Annotated in this window: 13 protein-coding genes; 12 read left to right on the plus strand and 1 reads right to left on the minus strand. The window is 68.5% G+C overall.

Annotated features, from left to right (window positions below; all coding sequences use genetic code 11):
- Positions 1-675: 675 nt before the first annotated feature.
- The 9 genes from ACFYLW_RS13500 to leuB are packed head-to-tail and all read left to right on the plus strand — an operon-like array spanning position 676 to position 10767.
- Positions 676-2415 carry a dihydroxy-acid dehydratase gene (locus ACFYLW_RS13500; protein ID WP_312065315.1) on the plus strand — a complete coding sequence of 580 codons (1740 nt, stop codon included), beginning with the start codon at positions 676-678 and terminating at the stop codon, positions 2413-2415.
- 3 nt (positions 2416-2418) lie between these two features.
- The gene (ilvC, locus tag ACFYLW_RS13505; RefSeq protein WP_312065314.1) at positions 2419-3432 is read left to right on the plus strand and encodes a ketol-acid reductoisomerase; all 1014 of its coding nucleotides are present in this window, start codon (positions 2419-2421) and stop codon (positions 3430-3432) included.
- Positions 3433-3462: 30 nt separating this feature from the next.
- Positions 3463-5181, plus strand: a complete 1719-nt coding sequence (ilvG, locus tag ACFYLW_RS13510) for an acetolactate synthase 2 catalytic subunit (protein ID WP_312065313.1) — start codon at positions 3463-3465, stop codon at positions 5179-5181.
- Between the two features lie 2 nt (positions 5182-5183).
- Positions 5184-5435, plus strand: coding sequence for an ACT domain-containing protein (locus ACFYLW_RS13515; protein ID WP_312065312.1), 252 nt, complete (start codon positions 5184-5186; stop codon positions 5433-5435).
- The gene (locus ACFYLW_RS13520) at positions 5435-6691 is read left to right on the plus strand and encodes a 2-isopropylmalate synthase (RefSeq protein WP_312065311.1); all 1257 of its coding nucleotides are present in this window, start codon (positions 5435-5437) and stop codon (positions 6689-6691) included. Before ACFYLW_RS13515 ends, ACFYLW_RS13520 begins: the two co-directional genes overlap by 1 nt.
- On the plus strand, positions 6675-7646 hold the full coding sequence (locus tag ACFYLW_RS13525) for a branched-chain amino acid transaminase (RefSeq protein ID WP_312065310.1): 972 nt from the start codon (positions 6675-6677) through the stop codon (positions 7644-7646). Before ACFYLW_RS13520 ends, ACFYLW_RS13525 begins: the two co-directional genes overlap by 17 nt.
- The gene (gene leuC, locus ACFYLW_RS13530) at positions 7633-9054 is read left to right on the plus strand and encodes a 3-isopropylmalate dehydratase large subunit (protein WP_312065309.1); all 1422 of its coding nucleotides are present in this window, start codon (positions 7633-7635) and stop codon (positions 9052-9054) included. Before ACFYLW_RS13525 ends, leuC begins: the two co-directional genes overlap by 14 nt.
- Entirely contained in the window at positions 9047-9649 is a 603-nt protein-coding gene (gene leuD / locus ACFYLW_RS13535; RefSeq protein ID WP_312065308.1) for a 3-isopropylmalate dehydratase small subunit, read from the plus strand. Before leuC ends, leuD begins: the two co-directional genes overlap by 8 nt.
- Complete coding sequence (leuB, locus tag ACFYLW_RS13540; protein ID WP_312065307.1) at positions 9649-10767, plus strand: 3-isopropylmalate dehydrogenase; 1119 nt, start codon at positions 9649-9651, stop codon at positions 10765-10767. The genes leuD and leuB overlap by 1 nt, the downstream gene beginning before the upstream one ends.
- 57 nt (positions 10768-10824) lie before the next feature.
- Here the strand turns inward: leuB and ACFYLW_RS13545 are convergent, their stop codons facing one another.
- Entirely contained in the window at positions 10825-11418 is a 594-nt protein-coding gene (locus ACFYLW_RS13545; RefSeq protein ID WP_292084718.1) for a TetR/AcrR family transcriptional regulator, read from the minus strand.
- Between the two features lie 160 nt (positions 11419-11578).
- Here ACFYLW_RS13545 and ACFYLW_RS13550 point away from each other — a divergent pair, with 160 nt between their 5' ends.
- From ACFYLW_RS13550 to ACFYLW_RS13560, 3 genes are read left to right on the plus strand one after another with little or no spacing between them, the layout of a single operon-like run.
- Positions 11579-12772: an efflux RND transporter periplasmic adaptor subunit gene (locus tag ACFYLW_RS13550; RefSeq protein WP_312065306.1), complete on the plus strand. Its 1194-nt coding sequence runs from the start codon at positions 11579-11581 to the stop codon at positions 12770-12772.
- A 6-nt stretch (positions 12773-12778) separates the two neighbouring features.
- Positions 12779-16051: a multidrug efflux RND transporter permease subunit gene (locus ACFYLW_RS13555; protein ID WP_312065305.1), complete on the plus strand. Its 3273-nt coding sequence runs from the start codon at positions 12779-12781 to the stop codon at positions 16049-16051.
- The gene (locus ACFYLW_RS13560; RefSeq protein ID WP_312065304.1) at positions 16051-17490 is read left to right on the plus strand and encodes a TolC family protein; all 1440 of its coding nucleotides are present in this window, start codon (positions 16051-16053) and stop codon (positions 17488-17490) included. Before ACFYLW_RS13555 ends, ACFYLW_RS13560 begins: the two co-directional genes overlap by 1 nt.
- The last annotated feature ends 99 nt before the right edge of the window (positions 17491-17589 follow it).

Raw genomic sequence — 17589 nt, forward strand, 5'->3', positions numbered from 1 at the left:
GCCCGTCTCCGAGCGAGCGGCGGATATACGGACACCACCCCGAGTCCACAAGCCCTGAATGACAGTTTCACAAACTATCTCAACGAACGAGAGTCCCGGAAAGGATGCGGCCGCTGACCGCCACGCCCCTGCACATACAGGGAGACTGCAGCCCCGCCCCTAGGCCTCCCCACTCAGCGCACAACAGCCCTCGCCACCCCCGCGCTGAGGCCGCCCGCCCCGGTGGAGCCGAGCCCGCCAGACCCACACAATAATAGGCCCGCCGCCACGACGCGGTAAAATGTTGCGCCGAGGACACCGCTTCAGAGCACAGACGCGCGCTGGAAGGACCGAAAGACGGCATGACGCACTTTTATTCCACATTCGGGCCGCTGCGGGTTGCAACGCAGCATCGACGGCGGCATAAGAGCGCCCAGTTGAAAGGTTCTCCTGTGTCCCACCGCGCCGCCACTGCTGCGATCCTGAGCCCCGCGAAAGCGGCGGCTGATCTGCGCGTGCTGTCGCTGGGCGTACTCCTTCTTTCGGTAATTCTTATTCCGCTTAGCCGAGCGGTGTGGATGCCTGCGACCTGACCTGACCCCGTCAAAATCGCCCGCTTCACCCCGCTCCCTCCCGGCAGCGGGGTTTTTCATGTGCTCAGCCCAGACCCGACAGACAGAAACTTCCAATAACCCGATGACCAAGACGCCAGGCAGCAATAATCGACCCAATACGCGCAGTTCGGCCGTCACCCAGGGCCCGAACCGCGCCGCCGCGCGCTCCTATCTGCGGGCGGCGGGCATGCAGGACGCCGACTTCGACAAGCCGATGATCGCCATCGTCAACACCTGGTCGACCGTCACGCCGTGCAACATGCACTTGGATCGCCTGGCCAAGGACGTCCGCGCCGGCATCATCGCGGCGGGCGGCTATCCCGTCGACTTCAACACCATCGTCGTCACCGACGGCATCTCCATGGGCACGGCGGGCATGAAGGCCTCGTTGATCAGCCGCGAGGTCGTCGCCGACTCCATCGAGCTGGCGGTCGAGGGCCATCAGCTGGACGGCGTCGTCTGCATCGTCGGCTGCGACAAGACCATCCCGGCGGCGGCCATGGCCCTGGCGCGGATGGATATCCCCGGCCTGGTCTATTACGGCGGCACCATCCTGCCCGGCCGGATCGGCGAGAAGGAGGTCTCGGTCCAGGAGGTGTTCGAGGCCATCGGCGCCCACGGCGCGGGCGCCCTGTCCGACGAGGGCCTGAAGGCGGTCGAGAGCGCGGTCTGCCCCGGCGCCGGCGCCTGCGGCGGTCAGTTCACGGCCAACACCATGGCCATGGCCCTGTCGATCATGGGCATCAGCCCCATGGGCGCCAATGACGTCCCCGCCGTCGATCCCGGCAAGCGCGCGGAAGGCGAGCGCTGCGGTCGCCTGATCGTCGAGCGCGTCTTCGCCGGCGACACCGCCCGAAAATACATCACCAAGGCCAGCCTGAAGAACGCCGCCGTCGCCGTCTCGGCCTCGGGCGGATCGACCAACGCCGTCATGCACCTGACCGCCATCGCCGCCGAGGCCGGCGTCGACTTCGGCATCGAGGACTGCCACCAGGCCTGCGTCGAGGCCCCGGTCATCTGCGACCTGAAGCCCGGCGGCCGCTTCCTGGCCTCGCACCTGTTCGCGGCGGGCGGCACGCGTCTGGTCGCCCAGCGGCTGGCCGAGGCGGGCAAGATCGTCAACACGCCGACCGTCAGCGGCCGCAGCCTGTTCGCCGAAGCCGCCGAGGCCGAGGAGACGCCCGGCCAGCAGGTCGTCACCAGCATGGACGCCCCGGTCATGGCGCGCGGCTCCTACGCCGTCATCTATGGCGACGTGGCCCCCGAAGGCGCGGTCATCAAGCTGACCGGCCACAAGGTCGACCGCTTTGAAGGCCCCGCCGCCGTCTTCGACTGCGAGGAGGACGCCTTCCACGCGGTTCAGGACGGCTCGGTCGGCGAAGGCGACGTCATCATCATCCGCTACGAAGGACCCAAGGGCGGTCCCGGCATGCGCGAGATGCTGCAGGTCACCGCCGCCCTGAAGGGCCGCAAGGTCGAGAACGTCGCCCTGCTGACCGACGGCCGCTTCTCGGGCGCCAGCTACGGCTTCGTCGCCGGCCACGTCTCGCCCGAAGCGGCGGTCGGCGGCCCGATTGCTCTTATTCGCGATGGCGATCCGATCGTCATCGACGTCACCAACCGAAGGATCGACGTGCTCGTCGATCTGGAGGCGCGCCGGGCGGACTTCGCCCCCAACCGTGTCCGCCCGGCGCAAGGCGTTTTCGCGAAATACCGCGCCGCCGTCGCCTCCGCCTCGCAAGGGGCCGTGACCATCCCCAATCCGCCGCCGGCTCAAACCGCCGAAACCTATTCCAACGCCGCCATCTCTGAGGACGCCTGACCCATGGCCATCACCATCTACACCAACGACGACATCAAGCCGGGCGCCATCGCCGGCCAGCGCATCGCCGTCATCGGCTATGGCTCGCAGGGCCGCGCCCACGCCCAGAACCTGAAGGACTCGGGCCATGACGTCATCGTCGGCGTTCGCCACGGCGGCACGGGCTGGAAGCACGCCACCGCCGACGGCGTCCCCACCGCCGAGCCGGCCGAGGCCGTTCGCGGCGCCGACATCATCGCCATCCTGACCCCGGACATGATCCAGAACGAGGTCTATCGCGACATCATCGAGCCCAACGCCAAGCCGGGCGCCGCCCTGCTGTTCGCCCACGGCTTCTCGATCATCTACGACCGCATCACGCCGCGCGACGACATGGACGTCATCCTGGTCGCCCCCAAGGGTCCGGGAGATCTGGTCCGCCGCGAGTTCGCCCGTGGCCGCGGCGTCCCCTCGCTGTTCGCCATCGAGAAGGACGCGACCGGCAAGGCGCGCGACCGCGCCATGGGCTACGCCAAGGGCATCGGCGGCGCGACCGGCGGCCTGCTGGAGACCAGCTTCCGCGAAGAGACCGAAACCGACCTGTTCGGCGAACAGGCTGTGCTGTGCGGCGGTGCCAAGGAGCTGGTCATCTCGGGCTTCAACACCCTGGTCGAAGCCGGCTACCAGCCCGAGATCGCCTACTTCGAATGCCTGCATGAGCTGAAGCTGATCGTGGACCTGTTCTACGAGGGCGGCATCTCCAAGATGCACCACTTCATCTCGGAAACGGCCAAGTGGGGCGCCGTCGCCTCGGGCCCGCGCGTCATCACCGACGAGACCCGCGCCCGCATGAAGGAGGTCCTGACCGAGATCCAGGACGGCACCTTCGCCCGCAACTGGATCGCCGAGAACGAGACCGGCAAGCCGCAGTACCAGGCCTGGCTGGACGCGGATCGCCAATCCCACATCGAACAGACGGGCGCCCGCCTGCGCGAGCGGATGGCCTGGCTGCAGACCCCCAAGTCTGAAGCCGCCTGACCCGCACATATATAAAGAGAGACTGACCCGATGAGCGCCGTCGCGCCCGCCCCGAAACCCGCCTCCGCCCCGGCGTCCGTGAACGACACGGCCACCGGCGCGCGCCTGCTCGTCTCCAGCCTGGAGCGGATGGGCGTGGAGGTGGTCTTCGGCTACCCCGGCGGCGCCATCATGCCCATCTATGACGCCCTGACCGGCACGGGCCTGAAGCATATCCTGGTCCGCCACGAACAGGGCGCGGCCTTCGCCGCCGACGCCTATGCCCGCGCCTCGGGCAAGGTCGGCGTCTGCATGGCCACCTCCGGCCCCGGCGCCACCAATCTGATCACCGGCATCGCCAACGCCATGATGGATTCTGTGCCGATGGTCTGCATCACCGGCAACGTCCCCCAGGGCGTCATGGGCACCGACGCCTTCCAGGAGATCGACATCCTGGGCGTCACCCTGCCGATCGTGAAGCACTCTATATTGGTGCGCGACGCGGCCGAGATTCCGGCCGCCGTCGAACAGGCCTTCCACATCGCCGCCTCGGGCCGTCCCGGTCCGGTCCTGGTCGACCTGCCAAAAGACGTCCAGTTCGCCACGGCGACCGCCCCCTTCGGCTTCAACATCCCCAATGAGACCGCCGACGTCGACCACGACGCCATCGCCGAGGCCGAACGCTTCATCCGCGCCGCTGAACGACCCCTGATCTACATCGGCGGCGGGGTGAAGATCGGCCGCGCGACCGAGGCCGTCCGCACCTTCGCCGAGACCACCGGCATCCCGACCGTCTCCACCCTGAACGCCCTGGGCACGGTCGCCACCGACGCCCCGGGCTATCTGGGCATGCTGGGCATGCACGGCACGCGCGCCGCCAACGAAGCGGTCCAGGCGTCCGACCTGCTGATCGTCCTGGGCGCCCGTTTCGACGACCGCGCCACGGGCAAGCTGGCCGAGTTCGCGCCCCACGCCCGCGTCGTCCATTTCGACGTCGACGCCTCCGAGATCGGCAAGCTGCGCGAGACCCATGTCGCGGTCGCCGGCGAGCTGAAGCCGGGCGTCGAGGCCCTGACCGCGCGTCTGGCGACGGCGTCTCTGGCCATCGATCCCTGGGTCATCCGCTGCGCCACGACCGCCGAGCGTCACGCCGCCCGCTATGACGCACCTGGCGAAGGCGTCTATGCGCCCGCCCTGCTGAAGCAATTGTCAGAAGCCGCCGGCGACCGCTTCGTCGCCGCCTGCGACGTCGGCCAGCATCAGATGTGGGCGGCTCAACATTGCCGCTTCTCCAAGCCGGAAGCCCACATCACCTCGGGCGGTCTGGGGGCCATGGGCTTCGGCCTGCCCGCCGGTCTGGGCGCCAAGCTGGCCGATCCGTCGGCCACGGTCGTCACCATTGCCGGCGACGGCGGCTTCATGATGAACATCCAGGAGCTGGCGACCCTGAAGCGCTACGGCGTCGCCCTGAAGATCGTCCTGCTGGACAACTCCTCGCTGGGCCTGGTGCGCCAGTGGCAGGAGCTGTTCTTCGAGGAGAACTATTCCGAGGTCGACCTGTCCGACAACCCGGACTTCGTGAAGGTGGCCGAGGCCTTCCGCATCGAGGCCTTCCGCATCGACCAACGCGATCAGGTCGAGGCCGGCATCGCCCGTCTGCTGGCCGCCGACGGCCCCTGCCTGGCCCACGTCGTCATCAACCCCAAAGAGAACGTCTGGCCTCTGGTTCCGCCGGGCAAGAGCAACGCTGAAATGATGGAAGGCGCATGAGCATGAGCGACACCATTCACATCCAGATCGACCGGGCCGACGGCTCGCTTCAGCGTCTCATCGGCCTGGTGGAACGCCGCGGCTTCCACATCGACGGCATGAGCATGGCTGACGAAGGCCCCTCGCGCCGCATCGCCCTGACCGTGCGCGGGCGCGACGCCGCGCGCTCCATCGACAATCTGGGTTGCCAGATCGACCGCCTGTTCGGCGTCGCTCGCATCAGCACCCCTGCCTATCAGTCCGAGGCCGCCTAATGTCCCGAGTAGAACGAGTATCCAGAACCGCCGAGATTACGGCGTCGGATCCCAACCGCGTCATCATCTTCGACACCACCCTGCGCGACGGCGAACAGGCCCCCGGCTTCTCCATGTCGGCCGAGGCCAAGCTGAAGATGGCCCATGTCCTGCGCGACCTGGGCGTGGACGTGATCGAGGCCGGCTTCGCCGCCGCCTCGCCGGGCGACGAGGAATGCATCCGACGCGTCTGCGGCGAGATCGAGGGACCGATCTTCGCCTCGCTGAACCGCGCCAACGAGAAGGACATCGACGCCTCGTTCCGGGCTCTGGCGCCGGCGCCCAAATCGCATCGCCGCTGCCACGTCTTCCTGGCCACCAGCCCGATCCACCGCTCGGCCAAGCTGCGGATGAGCACCAACGAGGTGCTGGCCACCATCTCGCGCACGGTGGAATACGCCGCCTCGATGTTCGACGACGTCGAGTTCTCGGCCGAGGACGCCTTCCGCACCGAGCCCGAGTTCCTGGCCGAGGCCCTGATGGCCGCCGCCGATGCGGGCGCCCAAACGCTGAACGTGCCCGACACCGTCGGCTACGCCACGCCGGAAGAAGCGCGCCAGCGCTTCGCCTATCTGGACGGGATCATCCGTCCGCGACACGCCGACATCATCTTCTCGTCGCACGCGCACAACGACCTGGGCCTGGCCGTGGCCAACTCCCTGGCCGCCGTCGAGGGCGGCGCGCGTCAGATCGAGGGCGCGATCAACGGCATCGGCGAACGGGCCGGCAACGCCTCGATCGAGGAGATCATCATGGCCCTGCGCACCCGCGCGGACCGCTATGGCGTCACCGTATCCGCCGAGAGCCGCCATCTGGTGCGCGCCTCGCAGACCCTGCGCGAAGTGACCGAGACGGTCATCGCCCGCAACAAGGCCATCGTCGGCCTGAACGCCTTCGCCCACGAGGCCGGGATCCACCAGCACGGCATGATGGCCGACGCCCGCACCTACGAGATCATGCGTCCCGAGGACGTCGGTTTCGAGGGCAGCTACTTCGTGCTGGGCAAGCATTCCGGCCGCCACGCGGTCGGCAAGCGGGCCGAGGCCCTGGGCCATGTGCTGGAAGGCCAGCGCCTGGCCGACGTCTTCGCCGGCTTCAAACAACGCGCCGACCAGATCGGCGAAATCAATGACGCGGAGCTGACCGCCATCATCACGGCTGTGACAGCCGCCGGCGCCTCCGCACAAATGGACAAGACCTATGCAACCGCTGGCTAAGAATATCTGGATCAACGGCGACCTGACGCCCTGGGCCGACGCCAAGATCCACGTCATGAGCCATGCCCTGCACTACGGCACCTCGGTGTTCGAGGGCATCCGTGTCTATGACACCCCCAACGGCCCGTGCGGCTTTCGACTGACCGACCACATCCGCCGCCTGTTCGACAGCGCGCGCATCTATCACTTCCCCCTGCCCTTCACCGAGGACGAGCTGGTCCAGGCCTGCAAGGACGTGGTCAGTTCCGAGGGCCTGCGTTCGGCCTACCTGCGCCCGCTGGCCTTCCTGGGCGAGTGCGGCATGGGCGTGACCCCGTCGCCGGAAAGCATCCGCACCGACGTCATGATCTCGGCCTTCCCCTGGGGCGCCTATCTGGGCGAGGAAGCCTTGGAGAAGGGCGTCGACGCCTGCGTCTCCAGCTGGAACCGCGTCGCTCCGAACACCATCCCGGCGGGCGCCAAGGCGGGCGGCAACTATTTGTCCGGCTACCTGATCGGCCGTGAAGCCCGCGTCGGCGGCTTCGGCGAAGGCATCGCCCTGGGCGTCGACGGCCGCCTGTCTGAAGGCGCCGGCGAGAACCTGTTCGTGGTCAAGGACGGGGTGCTGATGACGCCCCCCGCCGCCGCCTCCATCCTGCAGGGCATCACGCGCGACAGCGTGATGAAGCTGGCGCGCGGTCTGGGCTACGAAGCCCGCGAGCAGATCCTCCCGCGCGAAGCTCTCTACGTCGCCGACGAAGTCTTCATGACCGGCACCGCCGCCGAGATCACTCCGGTGCGCTCCATCGACGGCATCACGACCCGCGCCGCCGGCCCCGGCCCGATCACGAAGGCGGTCAACAAGGCCTTCCGCGGCCTGTTCGACGGCACGACGCCCGACCGCTTCGGCTGGCTGGAGCCCATCCACGACACCGCCATCGTCGCCACGAAAGAACGCGTGCATGAGCCCGCCTAAGACCGGCCCGAAAACCCTGTACGAAAAGGTCTGGGACCGGCACGTCGTCGTGCCGGAAACGGCCGAAACGCCGGGCGTCATGTATGTGGACCTGCATCTGGTTCACGAGGTCACCTCGCCCCAGGCCTTTTCCGAAATCGAGGCGCGCGGACTGAAGGTCCGCCGCCCCGACCGCACCTTCGCCACCCTGGACCACTCCACCCCGACCCTGCCCGCCGGGCCGGACGGCCAGCGGCCCTATTTCACCCAGGCCGCCAAGGCCCAGGTCGAGACCCTGGAGACCAACTGCGCCCGCCACGGCGTTGAGCTGGCCGGCTGGGATTCCGACCAGCGCGGCGTCGTCCACGTCATGGGGCCTGAACTGGGCCTGACCCAGCCGGGCATGACCGTGGTCTGCGGCGACAGCCACACCGCCACCCACGGGGCCTTCGGCGCCCTGGCATTCGGCATCGGCACCTCCGAGGTCGGCCATGTTCTGGCGACCCAGTGTCTGTTGCAGCGCCGCGCCAAATCCATGCGCGTGACCGTCGATGGCCGTCTGCGTCCCGGCGTCTCGGGCAAGGATGTCGCCCTGGCCGTCATCGCCGCCATCGGCTTCGGCGGCGGCACCGGCTACGTCATCGAATACGCCGGCGAGGCCGTGCGATCGCTGGACATGGAAGGGCGCATGACCCTGTGCAACATGTCCATCGAGGCAGGCGCGCGGGCGGGCATGATCGCCCCCGACCGCGTCACCATCGACTGGCTGCGCGGCCGCAAACACGTCCCCGCCGACTATGAGAGCGCCGCCGCCGACTGGCTGAGTCTGGCCTCCGACCCCGGCGCGACCTTCGACAAGGAAGTCGTGCTGGACGGCGCCGCCATCCGCCCGATGGCCACCTGGGGCACCACCCCCGACGCGGGCGCTCCCGTCGGCGCGCCCGTCCCGCAACCGCGCTCGGACTCGGACCGCAAGGCCATCGACTACATGGGCTTCACCGCCGGCGAGGCGACGACCGGCCACAAGGTCGACGTGGTCTTCATCGGCAGTTGCACCAACGGCCGCCTGCCCGACCTGCGCGCCGCCGCCGACGTCCTGCGCGGCCGCAAGGTCCAGCCGGGCGTGCGGATGCTGGTCGTTCCCGGCTCCGAGGCCGTGCGTCGCGACGCCGAGGCCGAGGGTCTAGACAAGGTCTTCACCGAGGCCGGCGCCGAATGGCGCATCCCCGGCTGCTCCATGTGCATCGCCATGAACGGCGATTTCGTCGCTCCCGGTCAGTTGGCGGTCTCGACCTCCAACCGCAATTTCGAAGGCCGCCAGGGCAAGGGCGCCCGCACCATCCTGGCCAGCCCGGCGACCGCCGCGGCCAGCGCCGTCGCCGGCGTCCTGACCGACCCGCGCGCCTATCTGGAGGCCGCTCATGTCTGAGCCCTTTAAAACGCTGACGTCGCAGACCCTGACGCTGAGCCAGGCCAATATCGACACCGATCAGATCATCCCGGCGCGCTTCCTGACCACCACGACGCGCGAGGGTCTGGGCACCCACGCCTTCTATGACTGGCGCTATGAAGCCGACGGCTCGCCCAAGCCCGAGTCCGTGCTGAACCGCATCGACCCGAGCGAGCACCGCATCCTGCTGGCCGGCCCCAACTTCGCCTGCGGCTCGTCGCGCGAGCACGCGCCCTGGGCCCTGCTGGACTATGGCTTTCGCGCGGTGATCTCGACCGAGATCGCCGACATCTTCACCTCCAACGCGCTGAAGAACGGCCTGCTGCCCATCGTCGTCGATCAGGCGACCTGGGACGACCTGGCCGCCCACCCGGAACAGGCCGTCACCGTCGATCTGGAAGCCGGCGAGATCCGTCGCGGCAACGTCGCCCCCGTCCCCTTCAAGGTCGAGGCCTTCGCCCGCCAGTGCCTGCTCGACGGGGTCGACACCCTCGGCTGGCTGCAAGCGAAGCTGCCCTACGTCGAAACCTTTGAACGCCTGCGCCAAGATTCCTATCAGCCGGAGACCGCCTGATGCCCCACCATGAAGCCCACCCCGCTCCCCGTACCTTCAACATCGTGGTCCTGCCCGGCGACGGCGTCGGGCCTGAGGTTGCCCTGGCCGCAGAGCGCGTCCTGACCTGCATCGGCGATATCTACGGCCACCGCTTCGACTTCACCGAGCACCTGATCGGCGGCGCCGCCATCGACGCGACCGGGGAGGCCCTGCCCGAGGACACCAAGGCCGCCTGCCTGGCCTCCGACGCCGTCCTGCTGGGCGCGGTCGGCGGTCCCAAGTGGGACGGCGCCCCGGTCCGCCCTGAACAGGGTCTGCTGGCCATCCGCAAGGCCATGGGCCTGTACGCCAATCTGCGCCCGCTGCAGGTCTCGCCGGTCCTGGCCCACCGCTCCCCGCTGAAGAAGGAGATCGTCGAGGGCGTCGATCTGATCGTCTTCCGCGAACTGACCAGCGGCGTCTATTTCGGCGAGAAGACCCGCACCGCGACCAGCGCCTCGGACCTGTGCGTCTATACGGTCGAGGAGATCGAACGCGTCGCCCGCGCCGCCTTCCAGGCCGCTGCTCAGCGTCGCGGCAAGGTCACTTCGGTCGACAAGGCCAATGTCATGGAGACCAGCCGCCTGTGGCGCGAGGTGGTGACCCGCATCCACGCCGAGGAATATCCGCAGATCACCCTGGAACACGCCCTGGTCGACTCCATGGCCATGCACCTGATCAGGAAGCCGCGCGACTACGACGTCATCCTGACCGAGAACATGTTCGGCGACATCCTGTCGGACGAGATCTCGGTGCTGGGCGGCTCCATCGGCCTGCTGCCCTCGGCCTCGCTGGGCGCGGACGGCCCCGGCCTGTTCGAGCCGATCCATGGCTCGGCCCCGGACATCGCCGGTCAGGATCTGGCCAACCCGGTCGGCATGGTGCTGTCAGCGGCCATGATGCTGCGCCACAGCTTCGATCTGGAGGACGAAGCGGACTCGATCGAAGCCGCCGTTGCGGCGGTTCTGGCCTCGGGCGCGGTCACCGCCGATCTGGGCGGCGCCCTGGGCACGGTCGAGGCCACCCGCGCCATCGTCGACGCCATCCGCGCCATCCACTGGGCCGCCGCCCGCCACGTGCCGATGCACTGGGCCTGAGCCCCGACGTCGGCGCACAAAGAAAGGGCGGGCCTCGCGGTCCGCCCTTTTGGCGTTTCAGTTGTCGATCAGGCCCTGCAAGGCCACGGCCATGCGCCGCGCCAACTCCGCCTTCTGCGTCTCATCCAGCGAAGAATAGCCGTCCGACAGTTCGCGCCCGATCGCCATGCCCATGATCAGGCCCGCCGCCAGACGCGCACGCACCGGGGCCTCGGGACCGCCGATCCAGGCGGCCAAAGGGTCGAAGAAGCGGTTGTTGGACGTGCGCTGCATGACGTCCATCGCTTTGGCCGAACCGACTGATCGCAGCAGGATCAACAGACCTCGCATCTTGGCGCCCGCGCCGTCATCCTGACAGGGCATGACCTCCCCGTAGACGATCTCGCGCGCCAGCCGCTCGCCGAAGTCCTCGCGCGGGCCGTCCATCAGGTCGCGACCGTTCTTGCAGCTGTCCAGCACGGCGACGAACAGGTCTTCCTTGGACCCGAAGTAGCGGCTGATCAGAGCGGCATCCACGCCGACGTCGCGCGCGACGTCTCGCATGCCGACGTCATCGTAGCTGTCGGAACAAAAACGCTCCCGCGCCGCTTCCAGAATCGCCTGGCGCGTCGCGTTGGCGTTACGCGGTCGAGGGGCGTCGCAAAGGACCAACGGAACCTACTCCAATAAACCTTAAACCCTATATGGCTTTGTCATCAGACGTTGACAAGCGCTGCCGCCGTTCTTTAAGTCACCCAGCGTTGACTGGACGCTCCCTCCCCAAAGAGCGACGGTCTTCCAGATTCAATTCCCTCCCAAGGAGAATGCGCCGATGCGCACGGTGAAGATCGCGGCCGCGTCCGTACTGATGGCGACCGCCCTCTACGGCTGTTCCAAGGGCGGCGAAGCCCCCGCCCCCCAAGCCCCGCCGGTGACGGTGGCCCTGCCCCTGGCCCGCCAGGTGGTGGACTGGGACGAAGTCACGGGTCGCTTTGAAGCCCCCCGCACGGTCGATGTGCGCGCGCGCGTCGGCGGCTACATCCAGTCGGTCCATTTCAAGGACGGCGACTTCGTGCGTCAGGGCCAGCTGCTGTTCACGCTTGACCCGCGCCCGGCCCAGGCCGCCCTGGCCTCGGCCCAGGCCCAGCTGTCGCAGGCCCAGGCCCAGCTGACCCTGGCCCGCACCGAGTTCGCACGCGCCGAAGGCCTGCTGGCCTCGCAGGCCGTGTCCCAGGCCGAGGTCGACGCCAAGCGCGGCGCCGTGGCCCAGGCCCAGGCCGCCGTCTCGGCCGCCAACGCCGCCATCCGCGCGCGTCAGCTGGACGTCGAGTTCACCCGCGTCACGGCCCCGATTTCCGGCCGTGTGTCCGACCGCCGCGTCGATCCCGGCAACCTGGTCGGCGGCGGCTCCTCCGCCGGCGACGTGCTGACGACCGTGGTTTCAGCCTCGCCGATCTACTTCGTCTTCGACGGTTCCGAAGCCCTGGCGCTCAAGTATCAGCGCGACGCCCGCTCCGGCGGCGCGGCCCCGATCCGCATCCGCCTGCAAGACGAGACCAGCTATGACCGCGTCGGCACGCTGGACTTCACCGACAACGCCATCGACCCGGCCTCGGGCACTATCCGCCTGCGCGCCGTGGTGCCGAACGCCGACGGCTTCCTGAAGCCCGGCATGTTCGGTCAGGCCCAACTCGCCGGAGCGGGCGCCTATCAAGCCCTGCTGGTGCCCGACGCCGCCATCGCCACCGACGCAGCGCGCCGCGTGGTCATCGTGGTCAAGCCTGATGGCACGACCGAGCCGCGGGCGGTCCAGACCGGACCTCTGGTCGACGGCCTGCGTGTCATCCGTTCCGGCCTGAAACCGACCGATCGCGTCATCATCGCCGGCGGTCAGCGCATCCAGATGCCGGGCATGAAGGTCGCACCCAAGAACGGCACCATCGCTCCGGTCGCGCCGCAGGCTGGCGGCGCCCCGGTCACCCAGGCGGCGCCGGCTTCCAGCGCCTCCTTCGCCAACGCCGGCTGATAGCTCATGAATTTCTCACGCTTCTTCATCGATCGGCCGATCTTTGCAGGCGTGATCTCGGTGTTCATCACCCTGATCGGCCTGTTCGCCTATCCGATGCTGCCCCTGTCGCAGTATCCGGAGATCGCGCCGCCCACCATCACCATCAACGCGGCCTATCCGGGCGCCTCGGCCGAGACCCTGGCCGAGACGGTCGCCGCCCCCATCGAGCAAGAGGTCAACGGCGTCGAGAAGATGCTGTACCTGACCTCCTCGTCCACCTCCGACGGGGCAGTGGCGATCACGGTGACCTTCCAGCCAGGCACGGATCTCGATTCCGCCCAGGTGCTGGTGCAGAACCGCGTCGCCCTGGCCGAGCCCAAGCTGCCTGAACAGGTCCGCCAGATCGGCGTGACGGTCAACAAGGCCGAAAGCGGCTTCCTGATGATCGTGGGCCTGACTTCGCCCGACGGCAGCCTGGACAACGACTATGTCGGCAACTTCGCCAACTCGACGCTGCGCGACCGCCTGCTGCGGATCGACGGTGTCGGTCAGGTCCAGGTGTTCGGCGGCGGCAACTATTCGATGCGGATCTGGATCGACCCGGCCAAGGCGGCCGAGCGCGGCCTGACGGGTCCTGACATCGTCGCCGCCCTGCGCGCCCAGAACGTCCAGGCCGCCGCCGGCGCCATCGGTCAGCCGCCCTTCGCCACCAACGCCGCCGCCTTCCAGCTGCCGGTTCAGGTCCAGGGCCGTCTGTCCGACCCTGACCAGTTCGCCGACGTCGTCATCAAAACCGATGCTCAAGGGCGCGTGACCCGCGTCCGTGACGTCGCCCGCGTCGAACTGGGAGCTCAGGACTACGGTATCCGCGGCTTCTTCGACGGAGAGCGCGGCGTCGGCGTCGCGGTCGTCCAGCAGCCGGGCGCCAACGCCCTGGGCACTGCCAACCGCGTCCTGGCCGAGGTCGAGGCCATCAAGACCGAACTGCCGGCCGGCATGGCCGTCTCCATCCCCTACAACCCGACGGAATTCGTCGCCGCCTCGGTCGAAGCGGTGCAGCACACTCTTCTGGAAGCCGTCGTCCTCGTCGTCATCGTTGTCATGGTCTTCCTGCAGACCTGGCGCGCGGCCATCATTCCCATCGTCGCCATCCCCGTCGCCCTGGTCGGCACCTTCGCGGTGCAACTGGCGCTCGGCTATTCCATCAACTCCCTGTCGCTGTTCGCTCTGGTCCTCGCCGTCGGCATCGTCGTCGACGACGCCATCGTCGTGGTCGAGAACGTCGAGCGCTACCTGAGACAAGGCCTGACGCCCAAGGAGGCCGCCTATCGCTCCATGCAGGAGGTCTCCGGCGCCCTGATCGCCATCGGCCTGGTGCTGACGGCGGTGTTCGTTCCGACCGCCTTCGTCCCCGGCATCCCCGGCATTTTCTACCGTCAGTTCGCCGTCACCATCGCCTCGGCGGCTCTGATCTCGCTGCTGGTGTCCCTGACGCTGTCCCCGGCCATGGCCGCCCTGCTGCTCAAGCCGCACACAGAGCACGACAACGTGCGCAAGCCGGGCCTCTGGGGCGCGGTCGTCTATTACGTCCGTTGGGCCGGCGACAAGTTCAACCAGGGCTTCGACTGGCTGTCGGACAAGTATGGTCGTCTGACCGCCCGTCTGGTCCGCTCGCTGATGGTCGTCATGATCATCTATGCGGGCCTGTTGGCCCTCACCGGCTGGCGCCTGATGGACACGCCCTCGGGCTTCATTCCGGAGCAGGACCAGGGCTTCCTGATCGGCGTCATCCAGCTTCCGGCCGGCGCTTCGCTTGACCGCACCGAGGCGGTGATGAAGCGCGCCAACGAGATCATCCAGAAGACCGAGGGTGTCGACGGCACCGTGGCCTTCGCTGGTCTCGACGGCTCCAGCTTCTCGTTCGGTTCGAACGCCGCGACCATCTTCGTGCGCCTCGACGCCTTCGAGAACCGCACCAAGGAACAGGCCGCCACGGCCCTGGCCGGCGCCATCACGGGCGCCACCGGCGGCATCGAGGAAGCCAACATCTTCGTCATCGCCCCCCCGGCCGTTCAGGGCCTGGGCAACGGCAACGGCTTCAAGATGATGATCCAGGACCGTTCCGGCGCGGGCTACCGCGCGCTGGAAGGCGCCACCTTCGCCATGATGGGCGGCGCGGCCCAGATGCCTGAACAGGTGCAGCAGGTCTTCTCGACCTACAACACCGGCTCGCCCCGCATCGCCGCCGACGTCGATCGCAACAAGGCCCTGATGATGGGCGTCCAGCCGTCGGCGGTGTTCGACACCCTCGGCGTCTATCTGGGCTCCTCCTACATCAACGACTTCAACCTGCTGGGTCGCACCTTCCGCGTCACCGCCCAGGCTGAACCCTCGGCCCGCGACGACATCGCCGACATCGCCAACCTGAAGACCCGCTCCGCCTCCGGCGCCATGGTGCCGATCGGCGCCGTCGCCAACCTGCGCGAGGATTCCGGTCCGGCCCGCGTCGTCCGCTACAACCTGTTCCCCGCTTCCGAGCTTCAGGGCCAGGCCGCGGCGGGCGTCTCGTCCGGCCAGGGCATCGCGGCGATGGAGCAACTGGCCTCTCAAGCCCTGCCGCAAGGCTTCAGCTACGAGTGGACCGAACTGGCCCTGCAGGAGAAGCAGGCCTCGGGCGGCGCCTCGATGATCTTCATCATGGCCGTGGTCTTCGTCTTCCTGGTGCTGGCCGCGCAGTATGAGGCCTTCACCCTGCCGCTCGCGGTGGTGCTGATCGTCCCCATGTGTCTGCTGGCGGCCATGATCGGGGTGAACATCCGCGGTCTGGACAACAACATCCTGGTCCAGATCGGTCTGGTCGTCCTGATCGCCCTGGCGGCCAAGAACGCCATCCTGATCGTCGAGTTCGCCAAGCAGGCGGAAGAAGAAGAGGGCATGGATCGCTTCGAAGCGGCTGTTTACGCCGCCAAGGTGCGCCTGCGTCCGATCCTGATGACCTCCTTCGCCTTCATCTTCGGCGTCGTGCCGCTGATGCTGGCGACCGGCCCCGGCGCCGAAATGCGCCAGTCGCTGGGCACGTCGGTCTTCTCCGGCATGCTGGGCGTGACCTTCTTCGGCCTGATCTTCACCCCGGTCTTCTACGTGATGATGCGTTGGCTTTCGGCCAAGCTGCCCAAGACGCCGGAGAAGCCGCGCGAGCTGCCGACGACCTACGGCGCGCCTCCGCATGATCCGTACGACCCCAACGACCCCGCGCCGACGGCCCCCACGGCCAGCCCGCGCCTGGGAGACGCCTGATGAACCGTAAAGCCCTCTCGCTCCTGACCGCTTCCGGCGCCGCGCTTTTGCTCGCCGCCTGCGCGGTCGGGCCCAAGGCGCCGGACGCTACGATCCCGGCGCAGGGCCAGGGTGCCTTCATCGGCTCGCAATCCGCCTCGGTTTCGACCGAGGCGGCCCGCGCCGACTGGTGGCGGCTCTATAACGACGCCACGCTGGACGGCCTGATCCAGCAGGCGCTGACCGAGAACAACGAGCTGGAGGCGGCCGCGGCCAATCTGCGCGCCGTCCGGGCCTCGCTGTCCGAGGCTCGCGCCGGCCGTCTGCCCACGACCAACGCCAACGCCGCCTTCAACCGCAGCCAGGCCTCGACCATCACCAACCCCGCCGCCAACGGGGCCAAGCTGGACGACGTCGACACCTACAGCCTCGGCCTGGACGTCTCCTACGAGGTCGACCTGTTCGGTCGGGTGGAGTCCTCCATCCGCGCCGCGCGTGGCGACGCCGCCGCCGCCGCCGAGGCGCTGGAGATCGTTCGCATCTCGGTCGCCGCTGAAACCGCCCGGGCCTATGCCGACACCTGCTCGGCCAACGCCCAGATCGCGGTGGCCGAACGCACCATCGACCTGCAGGGCAAGACCGTCGATCTGACCCAGCGTCTGCTCGACGGCGGATCGGGCAATGGCCTGGACGTGGCCCGCGCCCGCGCGGCCCTGGAGCAGACCCGCGCCAGCCTGCCGCCTCTGCGGGCCTCTCGCGACGGCGCCCTCTATCGCCTCGCCACCCTGACCGGGCGCACCCCGGCCGAGGCCAGCGAGGCGGCGCGCGGTTGCCAGTCGCCGCCGCAACTGTCGCAGCCGATCCCCATCGGCGACGGCGCGGCCCTTCTGGCCCGTCGTCCCGATGTGCGTCAGGCCGAGGCCCGTCTGGCCGCGGCCGCCGCCCGCGTGAACGTGGCCACCGCCAGCCTCTATCCGTCGATCAGCCTGGGGGGCTCGCTGGGCTCGACCTCGCTGGATTCCTCGGGTCTGGGCGACGACGCCAACTTCCGCTTCAGCGTCGGCCCGCTGATCAGCTGGAACTTCCCCAACATCGCCGTGGCCCGCGCCCGCATCAAGCAGGCCGGAGCCCAGACCGACGCGGCCCTGGCCACCTTCGACCAGACCGTGCTGACGGCGCTGCAAGAGACGGAAACGGCGCTCAGCAGCTACGCCAACGAGCTGGACCGCCGCACGGCCCTGCGCACCGCGCGGGATCAGGCGGCGACGGCGGCCCGTCTGTCGCGTCTGCGTTTCGACGCCGGCGCCGACAGCTTCCTGACGGTGCTGGATTCGGAACGGACCCTGGCCGGCGCCGACGCCGCCCTGGCGGCTTCGGAAGCCCAGGTCGTCACCTACCAGATCGCCCTGTTCAAGGCCCTGGCCGGCGGCTGGGATCAGGCGCCCGATCCGGAAGCCTGATCGTCCGATCACCACTGAAAATGCAAACGCCCGGCAGGTTCGACCCCGCCGGGCGTTTTCTTTTGAAGCCCGCCGCACGATTTTCACGCCCGTGGGCGT

This window comes from Brevundimonas sp. NPDC007368 (assembly GCF_042869015.1).
In the GTDB taxonomy this organism is placed as follows: Bacteria; Pseudomonadota; Alphaproteobacteria; order Caulobacterales; family Caulobacteraceae; genus Brevundimonas.

Excerpts from the sequence above, each read along its gene's own strand:
- ACFYLW_RS13500 (WP_312065315.1), top strand. The coding sequence starts at position 676 with ATGACCAAGACGCCAGGCAGCAATAATCGACCCAATACGCGCAGTTCG.
- ilvC (WP_312065314.1), top strand. The coding sequence starts at position 2,419 with ATGGCCATCACCATCTACACCAACGACGACATCAAGCCGGGCGCCATC.
- ilvG (WP_312065313.1), top strand. The coding sequence starts at position 3,463 with ATGAGCGCCGTCGCGCCCGCCCCGAAACCCGCCTCCGCCCCGGCGTCC.
- ACFYLW_RS13515 (WP_312065312.1), top strand. The coding sequence starts at position 5,184 with ATGAGCGACACCATTCACATCCAGATCGACCGGGCCGACGGCTCGCTT.
- ACFYLW_RS13520 (WP_312065311.1), top strand. The coding sequence starts at position 5,435 with ATGTCCCGAGTAGAACGAGTATCCAGAACCGCCGAGATTACGGCGTCG.
- ACFYLW_RS13525 (WP_312065310.1), top strand. The coding sequence starts at position 6,675 with ATGCAACCGCTGGCTAAGAATATCTGGATCAACGGCGACCTGACGCCC.
- leuC (WP_312065309.1), top strand. The coding sequence starts at position 7,633 with ATGAGCCCGCCTAAGACCGGCCCGAAAACCCTGTACGAAAAGGTCTGG.
- leuD (WP_312065308.1), top strand. The coding sequence starts at position 9,047 with ATGTCTGAGCCCTTTAAAACGCTGACGTCGCAGACCCTGACGCTGAGC.
- leuB (WP_312065307.1), top strand. The coding sequence starts at position 9,649 with ATGCCCCACCATGAAGCCCACCCCGCTCCCCGTACCTTCAACATCGTG.
- ACFYLW_RS13550 (WP_312065306.1), top strand. The coding sequence starts at position 11,579 with ATGCGCACGGTGAAGATCGCGGCCGCGTCCGTACTGATGGCGACCGCC.
- ACFYLW_RS13555 (WP_312065305.1), top strand. The coding sequence starts at position 12,779 with ATGAATTTCTCACGCTTCTTCATCGATCGGCCGATCTTTGCAGGCGTG.
- ACFYLW_RS13560 (WP_312065304.1), top strand. The coding sequence starts at position 16,051 with ATGAACCGTAAAGCCCTCTCGCTCCTGACCGCTTCCGGCGCCGCGCTT.